Raw genomic sequence first — 15,633 nt, forward strand, 5'->3', positions numbered from 1 at the left:
GAGGAATAAAAGTGAAAAAAAGTATACTATCAGCACTGATGGTTTGTTCAATTACACTGACATCAGTTGCTTTACCGAGCGCTGCGATTGCAGACGATTATGACACAAAAATTGAACAGCAAGATCAAATCATCAATGGATTGAAAACGCAAGAATCAGAAGCCGCGACTAAATTGGCAGCTATTGAATCAGATATGCTAAGTACTGCAGCTAAAATTGATGAACTTACTGATAAAAAAGAGACACTTACAAAAGAAATTACAAAACTGTACAGTGAAATTTCTGATTTGAATGTACGCATTCAAAAAAGAGAAGTTCAAATGCGTAATCAAGCCCGCGATGTGCAAGTGAGCGGATCTGGAACAAGCTATTTAGATGTTATCATCAATTCAGAGTCTATCTCAGATGCAATCAGTCGAGTGCAAGGAATTACAGCCTTGGTTAATGCCAACAATGATTTGTTGAAACAACAGACAACGGATAAAAAAAATGTTGAAAAAAAGACTGAAAACGTTGAATCACAGCTCTCTATTTTGGAAACAGCTACAAAAGAATTGAACGCGAAACAAGCTTCGTTGAATACATTGAAATTTGAGCAAGAAATTGCTAAAAACGACTTAGAAGCACAGCGTTCGACAGAAGAACATAAAAAATCTGATTATGTTGCACAAAAAGCAGCAGCGCAGAAAAAATTAGAAGAAGAACAAGCCAAACAAGCGAAAGAACAAGAAGCCCAACGTAAAGCCGAAGCTGAAGCGGCAAGAAAGCTGGTAGAAGCACAAGCGGCTAACCCAGGTCTTGTAAAAACAAATGTAGTTGGAGCAGATGGTACGACTACAGAAGGGTCTGTCACACCAGAAAAACCTGCACAAAAACCAGGTGGCGGAAGCAGTATCGGCACTGGTGGCGTTTCAGAAGCGAAAAAACGAGCAGCACAAATCGCCTTGAATGCCGTTGGTCAAACCAATCCAACTGGTTGGGGACAAAGCGGCGAGTGTATCGTAGCTGTACAAAATTGGTTGAATGCAGCTGGGGTCAGATTTACACCAGGAGGACCTCATAGCGGATACACACAATCAGGTGCGGTTCAAGTATCTTGGTCTGATGTTCAAGTTGGTGATGTAGTGCAATATGAAAATGCGCTAAATCCTGATGCTTGGCTAGACGGTGTTCATACCGTTTTAGTTGTCGGAGTTAACGGCAGCCAAGTACAAATCGTTGAATCAAATAATCCAGCAGGTTCTGGATATGTATCCACAACAACAGGTTGGACACCAAGTCCATATGCGGCAAACTTTAGAGCAGTTGTATGGCGTTTTCCAGGATAAATAAATGAATCATTAAAAACAGCTTACAGTGAAAATCACTAGATTTTACTATAAGCTGTTTGTTTTGCTATAATAGCAACTATTTTGATGGGCTATTGGTTAAAATCATGACAAATAATCGCTCAGCAAATAAATGAACGAAGCATTGTTCTAAACTGTCATTTTTAACGATTTAAATGAAATACTCCTGTAACATTAATTTTATCTGTATGACATGTGACTATGATACAATTACATCGTTGTTAATAAAAGAATGAAAATTACTCAAACATGAATGAATTTATTATAAGCAAAAAGTCGGAGGAATGAATAGTGAAGAAAAGTGTATTACCGTTACTAATGATTTGCTCGTTAACCCTTACATCTGTAGCGTTACCAGCAATTGCATCAGCAGATGAAGTGGATTCAAAAATTCAACAAAAAGATCAAGCAATTAGTGGATTAAAAGCCAAAGAAGCAGATGCTCAAAGCCAAGTAGCAGCTGTACAAAGCGAAGTAGCTGGAATTAATGAAAAAGCTGAAGCATTATTAGCAGAACAAGGCATCTTAAGAGAAACTTCTACAAAACTAACAAATGAGATTTCACAATTAACAAAACGTATCGAAAAACGTGAAGTTGCAATCAAAAACCAAGCGCGTGACGTTCAAGTAAATGGAAGCACTACGTACATGGATGCATTATTAAATGCAAAATCATTTTCTGATGCGATTACTCGTGTGACAGCGATGAATACAATTGTTAATGCGAACAACGATTTAGTGAAACAACAACAAGAAGATAAAAAATCAGTAGAATCGAAAAAAGCTGAAAACGAAGAAAAAATGAAAGCTATCGAAGAAAACCAAGTAACCCTTGAAGCACAAAAAGGTGAGCTTGTGAAAGCCGAAGCTGAATTAAACGTGTTACAGACAACTCTAGCTGCTGAAAGAGCAACAGCTGAAGATCAAAAAGCTGGATTAGTAAAAGAAAAAGAAGCAGCAATCGCAGAACGTGCACGTATTGCTGAACAAGAAAAAGTTGTTGCTGAAAATGCAAGAAAAGCAAAAGCAGAAGAAGCTGCTGCTAAAGCAACTGCATCAGAAAAACCAGCAAATACAACAAATACTGAGAGTGGAGCAACAACACCAAGTAACAACAATGGTGGTGGTGGAAATGTAACACCGACACCAACTCCTACACCAGTAGTTCCAGGAGACGATCAACAAAAGCAACCAGATCCAGATCCCATCCCAGAACCAACAGGTGGTTCTGCAATTTCTATTGCAGCAGCACAAGTAGGTAAACCATATGTATGGGGTTCAAAAGGACCAAACAGCTTTGACTGTTCAGGTTTAGTATACTATGCCTTCATGCAATCAACTGGTCGTAATGTCGGTGGGTACACAGTTTCACAAGAAAGTGCTGGCGTACGTATCTCTGTAGCGGAAGCACAAGCTGGAGATTTATACTTCTGGGGTAGCCCAGGCGCTTCTTACCACGTAGCAATCGCTACTGGTGGTGGTGGTTACATCCACGCTGGGAACCCAAGTACAGGCGTTGAATATAGCAATGTAGGTGCATTTACACCATCATTTGCTGTACGTATGTAATTTAATTAATTAAAATTTTAGAACTAGACATTTGTCTAGTTCTTTTTTATTTAAAAAAGGAAGTCTCAACAAAAATTGCTGAAACTTCCTTTAATTACTTAATATATTCCTCTGTTAATTCCATGAATTCTTGTACATCTTTAATCACTTGATCGATCCCTGCTTGCCAGAAATCTGGTTGTGTTAGGTCAACATTCAAATGTTTCTTGGCTAAGTCTTCAGAAGTCATTGATGCAGTATCACGTAATAAAGAGATATATTGCTCTTCAAATGCGCTACCTTGCTTATTCGCATACGCATAAATTCCCATACTGAATAAATAACCAAAAGTATATGGGAAGTTATAAAAAGGTACATCATCAATGAAGAAATGTAGTTTACTTGCCCAAAAATGAGGATGATAAGTACCTAAGCTATTTTGATAACTTTCTTTTTGAGCTTCTAACATCAATTCAGTAATTTGGTCTTCGCTGAGTAATCCTTTTTGACGCGCTTCATAATAATTAGTTTCAAAAATAAAGCGGGCATGAATATTCATAAACATCGCAATGGCATTTTGCATTTTTGTATCTAATAAATTAATCTTTTCTTCAATCGTAGTTGCCTCTTTTAACGTTGCATCTGCCACGATTAATTCTGCAAAGGTACTCGCTGTCTCCGCAACATTCATCGCATATTCTCGATCGAGTACAGGTAAGTCCCACATAACACTACTATGGAATGCATGACCTAGTTCGTGAGCTAATGTGGCAACTTCATTAATGGAGTTACCAAACGTCATGAAGATTCTTGATTCTTGCGTTTCAGGTAATTCGGTACAATACCCTCCTGGACGTTTGTCAGGGCGATCTTCTGCTTCAATCCAACGTTGTTCAAACGCATGTTTAGAAAAGGCCGCCATTTTAGGACTGAATTTTTCAAAGTTTTCTAAAATAAAGGAAGCTGCTTCATCAAAACTAAATGATTTTTCTTCCAAGTCTCCTAAAATAATAGGTGCATCTTGATCTTGCCAATCCATTTTTTCTTTTCCAAGCAATTGTGCTTTGCGTGTTAAGAAATCAATAAATGGTTGTTTATTTTTTTCAATGGTTGTCCACATCGCATCCAAGGTTTCTTTTTGCATACGGTTGTAGTTAAGCGGTTTTTCTAAGAAATCAGACACACCATGTAGTTTGTATTGGCTCAGTCTAAAGCCATCTAAATGATTAAGGGTATCTGCCAAAAGAGGTGCTTTTTGGCTCCAAGCTTTTTCCCATTCAGTAAATAGCGCTTGTCGAACGTCGGAGTTTGGATCGCTCATCATACGGTTAAATGCTTGACCTGCTGAAAGGTCTTGTCCTTCAAAGGGAATCAAGATACTCGCTACGATTGTATCGTAGTGGCTGCTCCAAGCGTTCAATCCGTCTAAAGCTAGAGTGTTGATGATATTTTCTTCTTGTTCAGAAAGCAGTTGCTTTCCATCGCGACGGATTTCATTCAAACGAAAAGCAATAGGCTGAAAGTTTGTTAGGGAAGTTAATTCTGTCCAGCTTTCATCGGAGATTTCCGTTAATTTTTTGGTGAAAATCGTTTCTGCTAGTTGGATAGCTGGTAATAAGGCATAAAGGTTTCCCGATAAAATTTTCGCTTTCTTGTCCTTGGTATCAGCAGATAACAGTGCATTGATAAAGCTAGCACATTGTGAAAATCCTTCTGAAATGCTTCCTTGTAGCTGTAGAATTTCTTGCATTTGAAGATAGTCAGAATCATTTTCTGGTACCCATTGATCGATTAATTGATGGTAGTGTTTACTTTGTTCTTTTAATTTGTCCATGCGCTGTGCTAATTCTTTTGAATCGCTTCCACCTGGAAAAATCGTGTCTAAATCCCAAATAAGTGAATAGGTCATATGTGATTCCTTCTTTCTTACATGTATTTCTTCTAGTATATCATAAGAAAAAAAGATTGAGAGATTGTTTATTTCGATAGAAAAGGATAATATAGTAAAAGAAGTGAGGTGGCAAATTGAAAAAACAATTAAAAAATAGTAATTTCTATATAATTATCGCGTTTTTGATTATGGCTGTGTTGTTTTACAGCTCTTCTCAAACCTATGAACAACAATCTCAAGTGAGCTTGTTAGAAAAAGTATTAGGTAATCAGCCTTTCAAAGAACAATTGAAGGGGATTTCTTTTCACTATGCAGGAAGTGAGATAAGTATAAAGGCAAATGGTTATGCAAAATTTGTTGAGTTTTTTATCCGAAAAGGGGCTCATTTTGGCACTTACTTTTTATTAGGTGGTAGTTGGTTTTTAGGATTGAATTTGAAAGTCAAACAACCATTATTGATCGGTGTCGTTGCATGGCTAACAGCAACTGGTTATGCTGGTTTGGATGAATACCATCAGATGCTTACTGGGGGACGAACACCGCTATTTCAGGATGTGATGTTAGATTCTATTGGTGCATTGACTGCAGTTATTATTTGTTTGCTCGTGATTAGTATTAAAAAAATGAAGAAAAAATAAGCTAAAAACAATCCAGAAATTCAATTGAATTTTTTTAAAAGAAACATACTAAGATTAGAGGGTAAGCTCATCCGTCGATAAGTGTAGTGACCCTCTAATCTTAGTATGTGTTTATTTACTTCAAATATCAGTCTCAAGCTGGATGAAAGTCGTCTAAAAAAAATCTATGATAAAGAAGAATAAAATCATGTAAGAGAGGAGCGAGTGGTTTTCGGTGAAATATTTCTGCAAATCAGTAATGTGGGGAATTGTTTTCGTCATGATTACTATTATTGGGCTTAGAATGTATACATATAATAATCCGTCAACGGCTGCCGCTATAATCGATCGACTGAATCCATTAGTCAAAACTGCAACTCTTTATACAAAAACAACTGAAAACTATGAATACAAATACCCAGATGCAACGAGCAAGATAGAGAATTTTACGTATGTTCAAACATGTTATACTAATAATGGAAAGAAACGGAAGTTAGAATATATTTCATTTGGAAAAAAAATAACACCAGATAAATTCCTTAAGATAACTGCTAAGGGACAAAACGTTATAATGTGGGAAGAAATCAGTAGAAAAGATTTACCACAGACAGTCAGTCGATTATTGAAATAAAATGAAAGAAACTTGTCTAATTTAAAAGAAATCGTTATATACTAATGGTAGGGAGTGATTACTATCGAAAACATAACTATTCATAAAAATAAGTTAAGAGATACTGCGACAATTGCTAATTTGGGTATGCTAGCCTATCGTATCTTTCCGGATGCAGAATGTATCAATATTCAATTATTAAGTGGTGATCAAGAAGAATGTACGATTCCATTTAAAGATGGTGAAACAGTTATCTTACGCGGGATTGAGCTTCGTTTAGCTATTACTGATTAACCAAATAAACAAGATAAGCCCATGATAGAAATGTATCGGCTTACCTTGTTTAACTACATACTTTTTAAAAATAATATGCTTTTTCGTAATCGTTGCAAACCTTCGAGCAACTTCTGTTTCGAACAACCAATGTTTAAACGTAAAAAGTTTGCCCCAGATTTACCATAAGTTGTACCAGTCATAATGGCTATTTTGCCTTTTTGAACGAGTGCTTCTTGAAGAGTATTCATTGAAAACGGAAGTTTAGAGCAATCGATCCATAGTAGATAAGTTGCTTGGGCAGAAACAATCGTCAACTCAGGTAAATATTTTTGAATGAAATGTGTTGCCAATTGAGCGTTTTGATCAAGATAATCATTTAGCTGATTTAGCCAATCTTCGCATTCATTGTAAGCTGTGACCGTACTAAGCATACCAAAAATACTTGTAGACGAAAGTCCGTCGCGATTTTTTAGCAAGATCAAAAATTGTTCTCGTAAGTTAGAATCTGGAATCATCAGATAAGAACCAACTAAACCAGGGGTGTTAAAGGTTTTACTTGCTGATGTGCATAACGCAAGATTATCGAGATTAGCTGCATATTTGAAAATGGGAAAATGCTGTTGTCCATTTCGTAAAATATCCATATGAATCTCATCAGAAATGACGAAGACTTTATATTTTTTACAAAGATAAAGAATATGAGTCAGTTCTTCTTTTGTCCAAACACGGCCTGTCGGATTATGGGGACTACAAAGTAAGAAAATACTACACTTAGGATGTTTCAATTTTAGCTCTAAGTCGTTGAAATCTATAAAGTATTGATTGTTTTGATACAGAAGATTTGTTTCGATTAAGGTTCTGTTTTGAGCGTCAATCATTTTAAAGAACGCATCATATGCAGGTGTTTGAATAACAATATGTTCTCCAGTAGCAGACTTTAGTTCAATCAATTTTGAAATGGAATAAATGACAGAAGGGCTATAAATGATCCAGTCACGATTGAGCTGATAATCAAAACGTGTATGGTACCAATAATGAATACTGTCTTTAAAAACGTTGTGATTCCAACGTGTATAACCAAAAACTGGATGACTGATTCTTTGCTGAAGTGTGGCTGTAATCTCTTTTGGGACTGCAAAATCAGTATCTGAAACTGTGAACGGTAGCAAATCAGCTTGGCCGAAACGATCAGCCACATAATCCCACTGTGTACAAAAGCTACCTTTTCGATCTACTACTTTATCAAAATCTACTTTTTCTTTCATCTATTTACTTCCTATTCCATCAAATTTTCCAATTCATTTTTTACGGTAGCGACTTGTGTGCCAATAATGACTTGAAGATTGTTTGCATCTAATTTAATCACGCCGATAGCTCCTTGATTTTTCAATGCTTGTTCGTCTACTATGGTTATATCATTTATAACTAAGCGTAAGCGAGTCACACAATTATCCAATGACACAATATTTGTTGCTCCACCTAATGCATCAAGAATCAGAGGTCCATTATAAGTGCCTTTTTTCTTATAAGTACGTTCTTTTTCAGTGACTTCTTCTATTTCTACCTCTCGACCAGGTGTTTTCAAATTGAATTTTTGAATCGCAAATTTAAAGACCACATAATAAATTGCAAACCATAGAATTCCAACAATCAAAACGAAAGGCCATTTTGTATACGATCCTTGTAAGACACCGAAAATTAAGAAATCAAGAATGCCGCCATCAGTATTGCCAATAACTACCTGAAGGAGCGCCATAATCATAAAGCCTAATCCTGTCATGAGTACGTGGAAGCCATATAAAACTGGTGCAATAAACAAAAATAAAAATTCGATTGGTTCAGTAATTCCCGTAACAAAAGTAGCAATGACCCCAGAGATCAATAGACCTTTGATTTTGTGCCGATTTTGCGGTAGAGCGGTTTGATACATAGCCAAAGCTGCTGCAGGAAGTCCAAACATAAATGTCGGCATTTTTCCTTGCGATAAAAAGGCTGTCGCAGCAGGACTGATAGGTGAACCACTTTGTAATTGAGCGTAAAAAATATTTAATGCTCCAGCTACACTTTGACCATCTACGACTTGCGTCCCTCCAGCTTCAGTAAAACGAATCATCGATACTAAAATATGATGCAAGCCAAATGGCAAGAGTAAGCGTTCGCCCGCACCAAATAAAAATGGACCAAAAATCCCAGCTTTTTGGAGCGCAAATCCCACGCTGTTAATTCCTAGCGCAAATATTGGCCAGACAATTGGGACCAAAATACCCACGATCGCCATCACAAGAGAGGTAATGATTGGTATAAAGCGTGCACCACCAAAAAAGGCAAAGGCATCTGGCAACTGAATTGTATAAAATCTACTATGCAATAAATAAACGATGATTCCCACAATGATCCCACCGAGAACCCCCATCTCAATGGACTGCATGCCTAAAACCATTCCTTGACCTGCTTCGCGTAGCTGTTCTGAATCAGCCAGTTGTCCTGTTTCTGTTAAATAAAAATGAATTGATAAGTTCATGACAACATACCCAACAAAGCCAGAAAAAGCTGCCACTCCTTTTTCACTTCGAGCTAAGCCCAATGGAATGGCCATAGCAAATAATACTGGTAAATAGCTAAATGCAAAACCGCCAATTGTAGACATAAACCTGAACATCACTTGCAGCCATGGCTGATCTAAAAAAGGGACTATTTCCAGTGTTGATGGACTAGAAAAAGAACTTCCTAGACCCAAAATCAACCCCATAAAAGCAAGTAATGCAACAGGCAACATGAAGGTCTTTCCGATGCCTTGAAAAAACTCCCAAAAATTAAAATTCTTTTTCACGTTATTGTTCCTCCTTTAGGTAAAAAGCTACTCTTTTAATAACTTTAGTTTAAGTGGAGGAGATTTTTAAAACAAGCGCTTTCAAAAAAACGGAAGAGTTTACAAAAAATGTATGCTGTTTCATTTCTCTACATAAGTTTCGATGTAGTGTAAAATCAATAGTTCAAGAACAAGGTGCATCGGGATTCTTGAGCTCATATCGATCTCCCCATAATAGCCATTAGTTACTTTTACATGAAAAACTAGTGTCGCTAATTCTTCCAGAGGACTATTTTTTGAACCAATAATTGCGATAATTGGAACGTTATTTTCTTTTAAAATAGCAATATATTCTAACGGAAGAATCGTTTCACCGCTATAGCTAACAAGAATCGCAACATCAGTTTTTGTTAAATGTTCGGCTACAATCCGTAATTCGTCCCAATCTTCACGAGCGTTAGCGATTCTGCCTGCAAAGGTCAACTTACGTGCCGCTTCAAAACAACAAGAATAAGAGCTGCCTACACCAAAAAATTCTACTCTCTGGCTATTTGCAAGTAAGTGGGCACCTTTGTCGAGCTGTTCTTGATTCACTAATTGCAATGTTTCACTGATTTCATGTTGGACACGTTTAGCTAGTTGGGTAAAATTGGCTGAGGGTCGATAAACCGGACGTTGTTCTTCCTCCAAATAACGAATCAAGGCGTATTTTAGTTCTTGAAAACCAGAATAGCCAAGTGCCTTACTTGTTCGGCTAATCGTAGCAGTTGATACATACATTTTTTTTGCCGCTTCTCCAATGCGACTTTGAGCAATTTCTGCTGGATTTTCAATGATATATGCCAGAACTTGTTGTTCTAGACGACTGAGCTTGTCATTGTGCTTGTACAGTTTCTTTAAAAATACGCTCATGGTTTTTCCTCTTTTCACTAGAAATAATTTCTTTTTACTAAGTATAGCAAACGCCTAAAACAAGAGTAAAGGTTGCAACTATTATTATGCATAGTAAAATAGAGATAACTGGAGAGTTAAAAGCTGGTTTATGAGTAAGGTTCTCTAGCTTTTTTTGCCAGTTTTTAGAATAGGAGGAATAGCAATGGCAGGACATAGTAAGTGGAAAAATATTCAAGGGCGAAAAAATGCTCAAGATGCGAAACGCGGGAAAATCTTTCAAAAATTATCTAGAGAAATTTATATGGCAGCCAAGGCTGGAGGAGCTGATCCGGCAACGAATGCGGCGCTAAGGCTTGTAATGGATAAAGCCAAAGCCGCTAATATGCCTAATGACAATATCGACCGTGCAATCAAAAAGGCTAGTAGCGCAGGAGAAAATGAACATTATGATGAGATTACCTATGAAGGGTATGGACCAGCTGGAGTGGCTATTTTGGTGTATGCTTTGACTGATAATCGGAATCGTACAGCAACGAATGTGAGAGTCGCATTTACTAGAAATGGTGGGTCTTTAGGTGAAACAGGTTCGGTTAGTTATATGTTTGACCGAAAAGGATATATTGCTATTGAACGCGATGGTTTGTCTATTGATGAGGATGCGATGTTTGAAATTGTATTAGAAGCGGGAGCAGAAGATTTGGAAACATCTGATGAAGTATTTGAAATTTACACTGTGCCTGAAGATTTTACTACTGTGCGAGATACACTGGAGAGTGCGGGGTATATTTTAGCGCAAGCTGAGTTGACAATGATTCCGCAAACATTAGTTTCATTAGAGAAAGATCAACAAGAACAACTGCAAATTTTGATTGATAAGCTAGAAGAAGACGATGACGTGTCTGAAGTTTTTACCTCAGCGGATCTGTAAGGATTTGTTTTTCCGTTTAAATGATGACGGGAAGTTGTCACTATTTATGTGGTAATGTGTAGTCAATAAAGTAAAAGTGTAGTAAAAAGAGGGATTAGATGAAAGAAATGACGGATTTAAATGTAGCAAATGTTTTTAAAAATTACCCAGAACACTATCGTCGACCGTTATTGGAACTACGTGACCTTATTTTTGAAACCGCAGAAGGTTTAGTGGCTGTCGGTGATTTAGAAGAAAGTTTAAAATGGCATCAACCTTCTTATGCAACAAAAAAAACTAAACTGGGAAGTCCGATTCGTATTGATCGCTTTGGGACGGATAAAATTGCTGTCTTCTTTCATTGCCAAACCACGTTAGTGGAAGAATTTAGAGCATTGTTTAGTGATGTGTTTGATTTTTCTAAGAACCGAGCAATCGTTCTTGATCCTGCAGAAGCATTGCCTATGAAGGAATTGGCTTTTTGTATTGAGCGAGCATTGACGTATCATAAAAAATAATAAGTATGAATGGTAGAACCTGAAACGCTAGATAAAAGCGAATCAGGTTCTATTTTTTCTAGTTTCTACTTCATTTTCTATGACAGCAATGATATTAAAAATATCTGTTGGACTGAAACCTGGATTTATATAAACAACAGGTATATCCCTTGCTCGCCTTCTTAATAGTGGAGATGTCGTTGAAGCAATAATCAAATCAATGTTAACGTCTTCTGGATGAGTACTTGATGGAATAAAGGAAATATTGTAAAAAGGTCGTAAAAAAGACTCCATTTGCTGAGCAATCATCCTCTCCATGATTATGGGCAAGTCTGTTTCCATTTGTATAAATACTGGAGGAGAAAATATAGTTGGACTTTGAATGAGCGCATGTGCTTCGCAAAAACGGGTAACAAGCATCTCTTCATTTGTAAAAGTTACATTTGTTGCACGCTTTTGTATTTCACGAAATTTGTCAACCATGACTGCTCTAAAAAAAGGATATTTTTGTTTTAAATATTTAGTATAGTCATAGCCTGATAAAGTAGTTGCGAAATTTGGAAATAGTAAGTCTGTAAGAAATCCTACGAAAAGTACACTGTGATAAGCAATCTTTGTTTCTTCATCAACAGAAGATAAATCTGGTTTCATAACATCTAGGTACAGTTGATACATTTGATGAACAGGTGTATTCATTGATTTATGAACAGTGAGAAGTCGCTCAGAGACTACAGGAATCAAAAGAAAGCTAGACCTTGTCTGGAATAACAAACAAAGAAAATCTGCTTCTGGAACAGATAAATGAAAACTTTTCTGTATAGCTATCAAAATAGAATCATGTACTCCCGCATTCGTAAGTGCTTCTTGATTCAGTTGATGGGCAAAACTGGGAAGATCTTTTGGGTTCAATTGCTTTTTTTGACTGTATCGATAAAGGTTGATAGCGATCATATAACTCCAATTTGCAACAGAAACATCTTTAAAAGCAGAATAACTTCTCATTTCAGTCTCAATAAAAGTTACGATTTTTTTCTGATCTATTGTAGGGAATGGCCAGGACATCCCACGGTAGACATTCCAGAATAAGATATAGCAAAGGTAACGAAATTGTATTTCGCTTCCTTCGACGCTTAACTCCCGATTCACTGATTTAATCTTGAGTCCATATTTCTTAATCAGGTTGTTGAAATGCGTAACCTTTCTACGGGCACTGCTCTCGCTGACAAAATATTTTTGCATGAAATAATCTAAAGAGAGACTAGTCTGAAAAAATAATTCCTTCATTAATGATAACGAGATAGATTGTTCAGAAATAAATGGAATCGCTTTAAGGTACCCCAATTTACCTCCAACAAAACGAACCCCTTTACCTTTTGAGAATTCCACTTGTACAGGAGTCTGTAGAGAGTCGATTTCTACCAGATCAGTTGCCAATTTTTTTGTATATTTAAGGACAGACTTTCGTTCTAGATGACTATCAAACACTAACTCATCAATAGAATACCAATCTTCTTTTTTATAAAGCAAATATAATAGTTTTAATTTATTCCCTGTCTCTGCATCGAAAATATCAAAGTTAAGCATAAGGGGTCCCTCTCTTTCATTATGTTGACATGATAAGATAACCCTCCTTTTTTCTCAACAATTATGAACCAAAAAAGCATTTATCTCAGGGTCAAGATAAATGCTCTATATTCATAAAAAGGATTTTTACTGGGTAAATACTGAATATTTTAAAATAAAAAAAAATGATAAATTTAGTTTAACGAAAAAAGGAAAAAACTTTTCTTATTTCTAACACAAATAAGATTTGAAAAATAAATCTTTTTGTATAAAAAAATCTTATTTATTTTGTGAAATAAGTGTAAATTCATGTTAACTGAGGCACGTTTTAAAGTCAATAGAATTTTATTTTCATTTTTTTTGAATAAGTCCAAGAAAATTGAGATAAATGACATAAATATATTTATATGTATTTGGTAAAAATTTTAATTTTGAATTATTTTTTTATTCAGCCGTCAAAAAAATCGTCAAAAAATTGTAGGAGAGGACAAATTAGCTATGGTGAAAAAGGGAGAAAATATTTATAAACGCAAAGATGGTCGTTGGGAAGGCCGATACATAAAAGAACGTACACCAAAAAATAAAATTATTTACGGTTATATATATGGAAAACATTATTCTGAAGTGAAAGAAAAGCTAACAGTGATAAAAGCGAAATATCTCGTAAGTAATTACACTATGTCCCGCTACAGCGGAACAGTTGAGGATTTCATAGGTAATTGGATGATGTCAACAATGAAATACACAATCAAACCAACAACGTATTCCAACTATGTTCGACTAATCAAACGCCATATAATACCAATAATCGGAACAATCAAACTTCAAACAATCACGCAAGAGGATATTCAAACACTGGTTTATCAACTGGCGCAACAACAATTTGCTTCTGGAACAATCAGAAATGTTTTTAATATATTAAAGAATGCGCTAAATGTAGCTGTTAGACAAAATTATTTATATGAAAATCCTTGTAAGAATATCATTTTGCCTAAAACAACAACGAAGAAGATCACAGCTCTTTCATTATCAGATCAAAGAAAAATCGAGCTATTGGCTTTGCAGGAAAAAGAATGTTCCCCCATTATTTTGGCATTATATTCTGGTATGAGGATCGGAGAAATAAGTGGTCTGAAGTGGGAGGATATTGATTTGGAAAAAAATATCATTCATGTTAGACGGACAATTACACGAATTACAAATGAGCATACCACATTAAAAAAGACAGAAGTTATAGCAGGAACACCCAAATCTAATAACTCAGAGCGAATCATTCCACTAGCTACAAATCTATCAAATTACTTATTAGAGAAGAAAAAATTTTCATCAAATGAATATGTGATTTCTTGTAATGGAGGTTTGACCGAGCCGCGAACAATCAATTACCGTTTCAAAAAAATAACCAATAAGCTGGGACTTTCTGAAATTCGCTTCCATACTTTGCGGCATACATTCGCTACTCGATGTCTGGAACAAGGAGTTGATATCGCAAGTTTAAGTCAGATATTAGGTCATCATTCGACAAAATTAACCTTAGATACATATACAGACTCTCTATTAGAAAACCGACAAGCTGCAATAGCCACGATTGATAATCTATTTATGAATGCTCAATAACTGAGCATTTCATTTTTTACACAAATAAGCCGTCAACGTAATGGTCACGGGATTTTTAAGACATTATCAAATAAGGTTTGACATAAATTTTTCTTATTTGTGTTAGAAATAAGAAAAATATTAAATATAACTTCACATTGTCTTTGCTAGTAAGAGGCAGATTTTAAGATCTCTAAATATAAATAACATTATAAAACGTTCAATGCTGAAAGCCAAATATTCGAATCGTAATTTAGACAAAAGGTGAATAGTGTAAAAATCAGTCTGTTACATGTAGGTAAGTCAAAACAATAGGAGGAGAAAATGTATAACATAGGGATAATCAACACTGGACTTCCAGAAGCGAAACTGAACGAGTACATAGAAGAAGGTGACTTTAATCTTTTTAAAACTTCTACTATAGATACAAAAAATTTGTGTAAAGAGCTAAAAAAAAAAGACGCTATATTGATTTTCACAGATAACGTTGATTCTGCAGTAGCAGAGATTTGCCAATTTATTATTGAAATCAAAATGAATTCAGAGTCGTTTGTTTGGATCGTATCAAAAAAGCAGGATGAAAAGAAACGAGTTGTTTACTTGCAACTCGGTGCAGATGGAAACATTAGCACAGAATGCTCACCAAAAGAACTACATCTGATCGTAAAAAATGCATTGAGCAGGAAAAAAATATATATAAAACAACCAACAGAAGAAAATAAGCCAACAGAACAAAAAGAAATAGTAACAGAGTTAAATGAAAAAAATCTGAGTGTTATCTCTTTAGGTGAAGAAGTACCGCTCACTAGAACAGAGTACAAATTATTCAAATTGCTTTTAAGCAATCCGGGTATCGCATTTTCTTATGAGGAATTATATAAGAAAGTTTGGGGAAAACCATATAAAAATGAAAAATATCGTGTATCAAATGTTGTTTTTCATATTCGTGAAAAGCTTGAAGAATACTCACTGAACCCAAATCATATTAAAACGGTTCGCTCCGTTGGGTACATGATTTGTGAGTAACTCCTTTTTAAATGATAGATTACAACGAAACTGAAAGGAGGTGAAAATTA

The 15,633-nt window shown here is 35.7% G+C and carries 14 protein-coding genes; 9 read left to right on the forward strand and 5 right to left on the reverse strand.

Translation table 11 applies throughout. From position 1 onward, the window contains the following. Nucleotides 1-11 precede the first annotated feature (11 nt). Together A5880_RS08990 and A5880_RS08995 are read left to right on the forward strand one after the other, a co-directional pair. Nucleotides 12-1,328, forward strand: a complete 1,317-nt coding sequence (locus A5880_RS08990) for a coiled-coil domain-containing protein (RefSeq protein WP_086330633.1) — start codon at nt 12-14, stop codon at nt 1,326-1,328. Between the two features lie 312 nt (nt 1,329-1,640). Next, on the forward strand, nt 1,641-2,918 hold the full coding sequence (locus tag A5880_RS08995) for a coiled-coil domain-containing protein (protein WP_086330634.1): 1,278 nt from the start codon (nt 1,641-1,643) through the stop codon (nt 2,916-2,918). A gap of 94 nt (nt 2,919-3,012) precedes the next feature. Here A5880_RS08995 and A5880_RS09000 read toward each other — a convergent pair whose 3' ends face one another. Next, on the reverse strand, nt 3,013-4,806 hold the full coding sequence (locus A5880_RS09000) for a M3 family oligoendopeptidase (RefSeq protein WP_086330635.1): 1,794 nt from the start codon (nt 4,804-4,806) through the stop codon (nt 3,013-3,015). Between the two features lie 116 nt (nt 4,807-4,922). Between A5880_RS09000 and A5880_RS09005 the strand changes: the two genes are divergently transcribed. The 3 genes from A5880_RS09005 to A5880_RS09015 all read left to right on the forward strand — a co-directional run bounded on the left by A5880_RS09005 (nt 4,923) and on the right by A5880_RS09015 (nt 6,309). Then, on the forward strand, nt 4,923-5,426 hold the full coding sequence (locus tag A5880_RS09005; RefSeq protein WP_086330636.1) for a VanZ family protein: 504 nt from the start codon (nt 4,923-4,925) through the stop codon (nt 5,424-5,426). 238 nt (nt 5,427-5,664) lie between these two features. Further along, nucleotides 5,665-6,036, forward strand: coding sequence for a YxeA family protein (locus A5880_RS09010; RefSeq protein WP_256924820.1), 372 nt, complete (start codon nt 5,665-5,667; stop codon nt 6,034-6,036). Between the two features lie 54 nt (nt 6,037-6,090). After that, nucleotides 6,091-6,309: a hypothetical protein gene (locus A5880_RS09015; RefSeq protein WP_256924814.1), complete on the forward strand. Its 219-nt coding sequence runs from the start codon at nt 6,091-6,093 to the stop codon at nt 6,307-6,309. A gap of 53 nt (nt 6,310-6,362) precedes the next feature. Here A5880_RS09015 and A5880_RS09020 read toward each other — a convergent pair whose 3' ends face one another. The 3 genes from A5880_RS09020 to A5880_RS09030 form a co-directional block, all read right to left on the reverse strand. Continuing rightward, nucleotides 6,363-7,556 (reverse strand): MalY/PatB family protein, encoded by a 1,194-nt coding sequence (locus tag A5880_RS09020; protein ID WP_086330638.1) that lies wholly within the window; start codon nt 7,554-7,556, stop codon nt 6,363-6,365. Between the two features lie 11 nt (nt 7,557-7,567). Then, nucleotides 7,568-9,121, reverse strand: a complete 1,554-nt coding sequence (gene malX, locus A5880_RS09025) for a maltose/glucose-specific PTS transporter subunit IIBC (protein ID WP_086330639.1) — start codon at nt 9,119-9,121, stop codon at nt 7,568-7,570. A gap of 120 nt (nt 9,122-9,241) precedes the next feature. Then, nucleotides 9,242-10,012, reverse strand: coding sequence for a MurR/RpiR family transcriptional regulator (locus tag A5880_RS09030; RefSeq protein WP_086330640.1), 771 nt, complete (start codon nt 10,010-10,012; stop codon nt 9,242-9,244). Nucleotides 10,013-10,196: 184 nt separating this feature from the next. Between A5880_RS09030 and A5880_RS09035 the strand changes: the two genes are divergently transcribed. Continuing rightward, nucleotides 10,197-10,922: a YebC/PmpR family DNA-binding transcriptional regulator gene (locus A5880_RS09035; protein ID WP_086330641.1), complete on the forward strand. Its 726-nt coding sequence runs from the start codon at nt 10,197-10,199 to the stop codon at nt 10,920-10,922. A 98-nt stretch (nt 10,923-11,020) separates the two neighbouring features. Beyond that, entirely contained in the window at nt 11,021-11,419 is a 399-nt protein-coding gene (locus tag A5880_RS09040; protein WP_086330642.1) for a DUF1801 domain-containing protein, read from the forward strand. Between the two features lie 42 nt (nt 11,420-11,461). Here A5880_RS09040 and A5880_RS09045 read toward each other — a convergent pair whose 3' ends face one another. Next, nucleotides 11,462-12,982 (reverse strand): AcpB/EbpR/MafR family transcriptional regulator, encoded by a 1,521-nt coding sequence (locus A5880_RS09045; protein ID WP_086330643.1) that lies wholly within the window; start codon nt 12,980-12,982, stop codon nt 11,462-11,464. Between the two features lie 477 nt (nt 12,983-13,459). Between A5880_RS09045 and A5880_RS09050 the strand changes: the two genes are divergently transcribed. Further along, a complete protein-coding gene (locus A5880_RS09050; RefSeq protein WP_086330644.1) occupies nt 13,460-14,578 on the forward strand; it encodes a tyrosine-type recombinase/integrase in 1,119 nt (372 codons plus the stop codon). A gap of 303 nt (nt 14,579-14,881) precedes the next feature. Continuing rightward, the gene (locus A5880_RS09055; protein WP_086330645.1) at nt 14,882-15,583 is read left to right on the forward strand and encodes a DNA-binding response regulator; all 702 of its coding nucleotides are present in this window, start codon (nt 14,882-14,884) and stop codon (nt 15,581-15,583) included. Nucleotides 15,584-15,633 lie beyond the last annotated feature (50 nt).

The organism is Enterococcus sp. 4G2_DIV0659 (assembly GCF_002140715.2).
Lineage (GTDB): Bacteria > Bacillota > Bacilli > Lactobacillales > Enterococcaceae > Enterococcus_L > Enterococcus_L mansonii.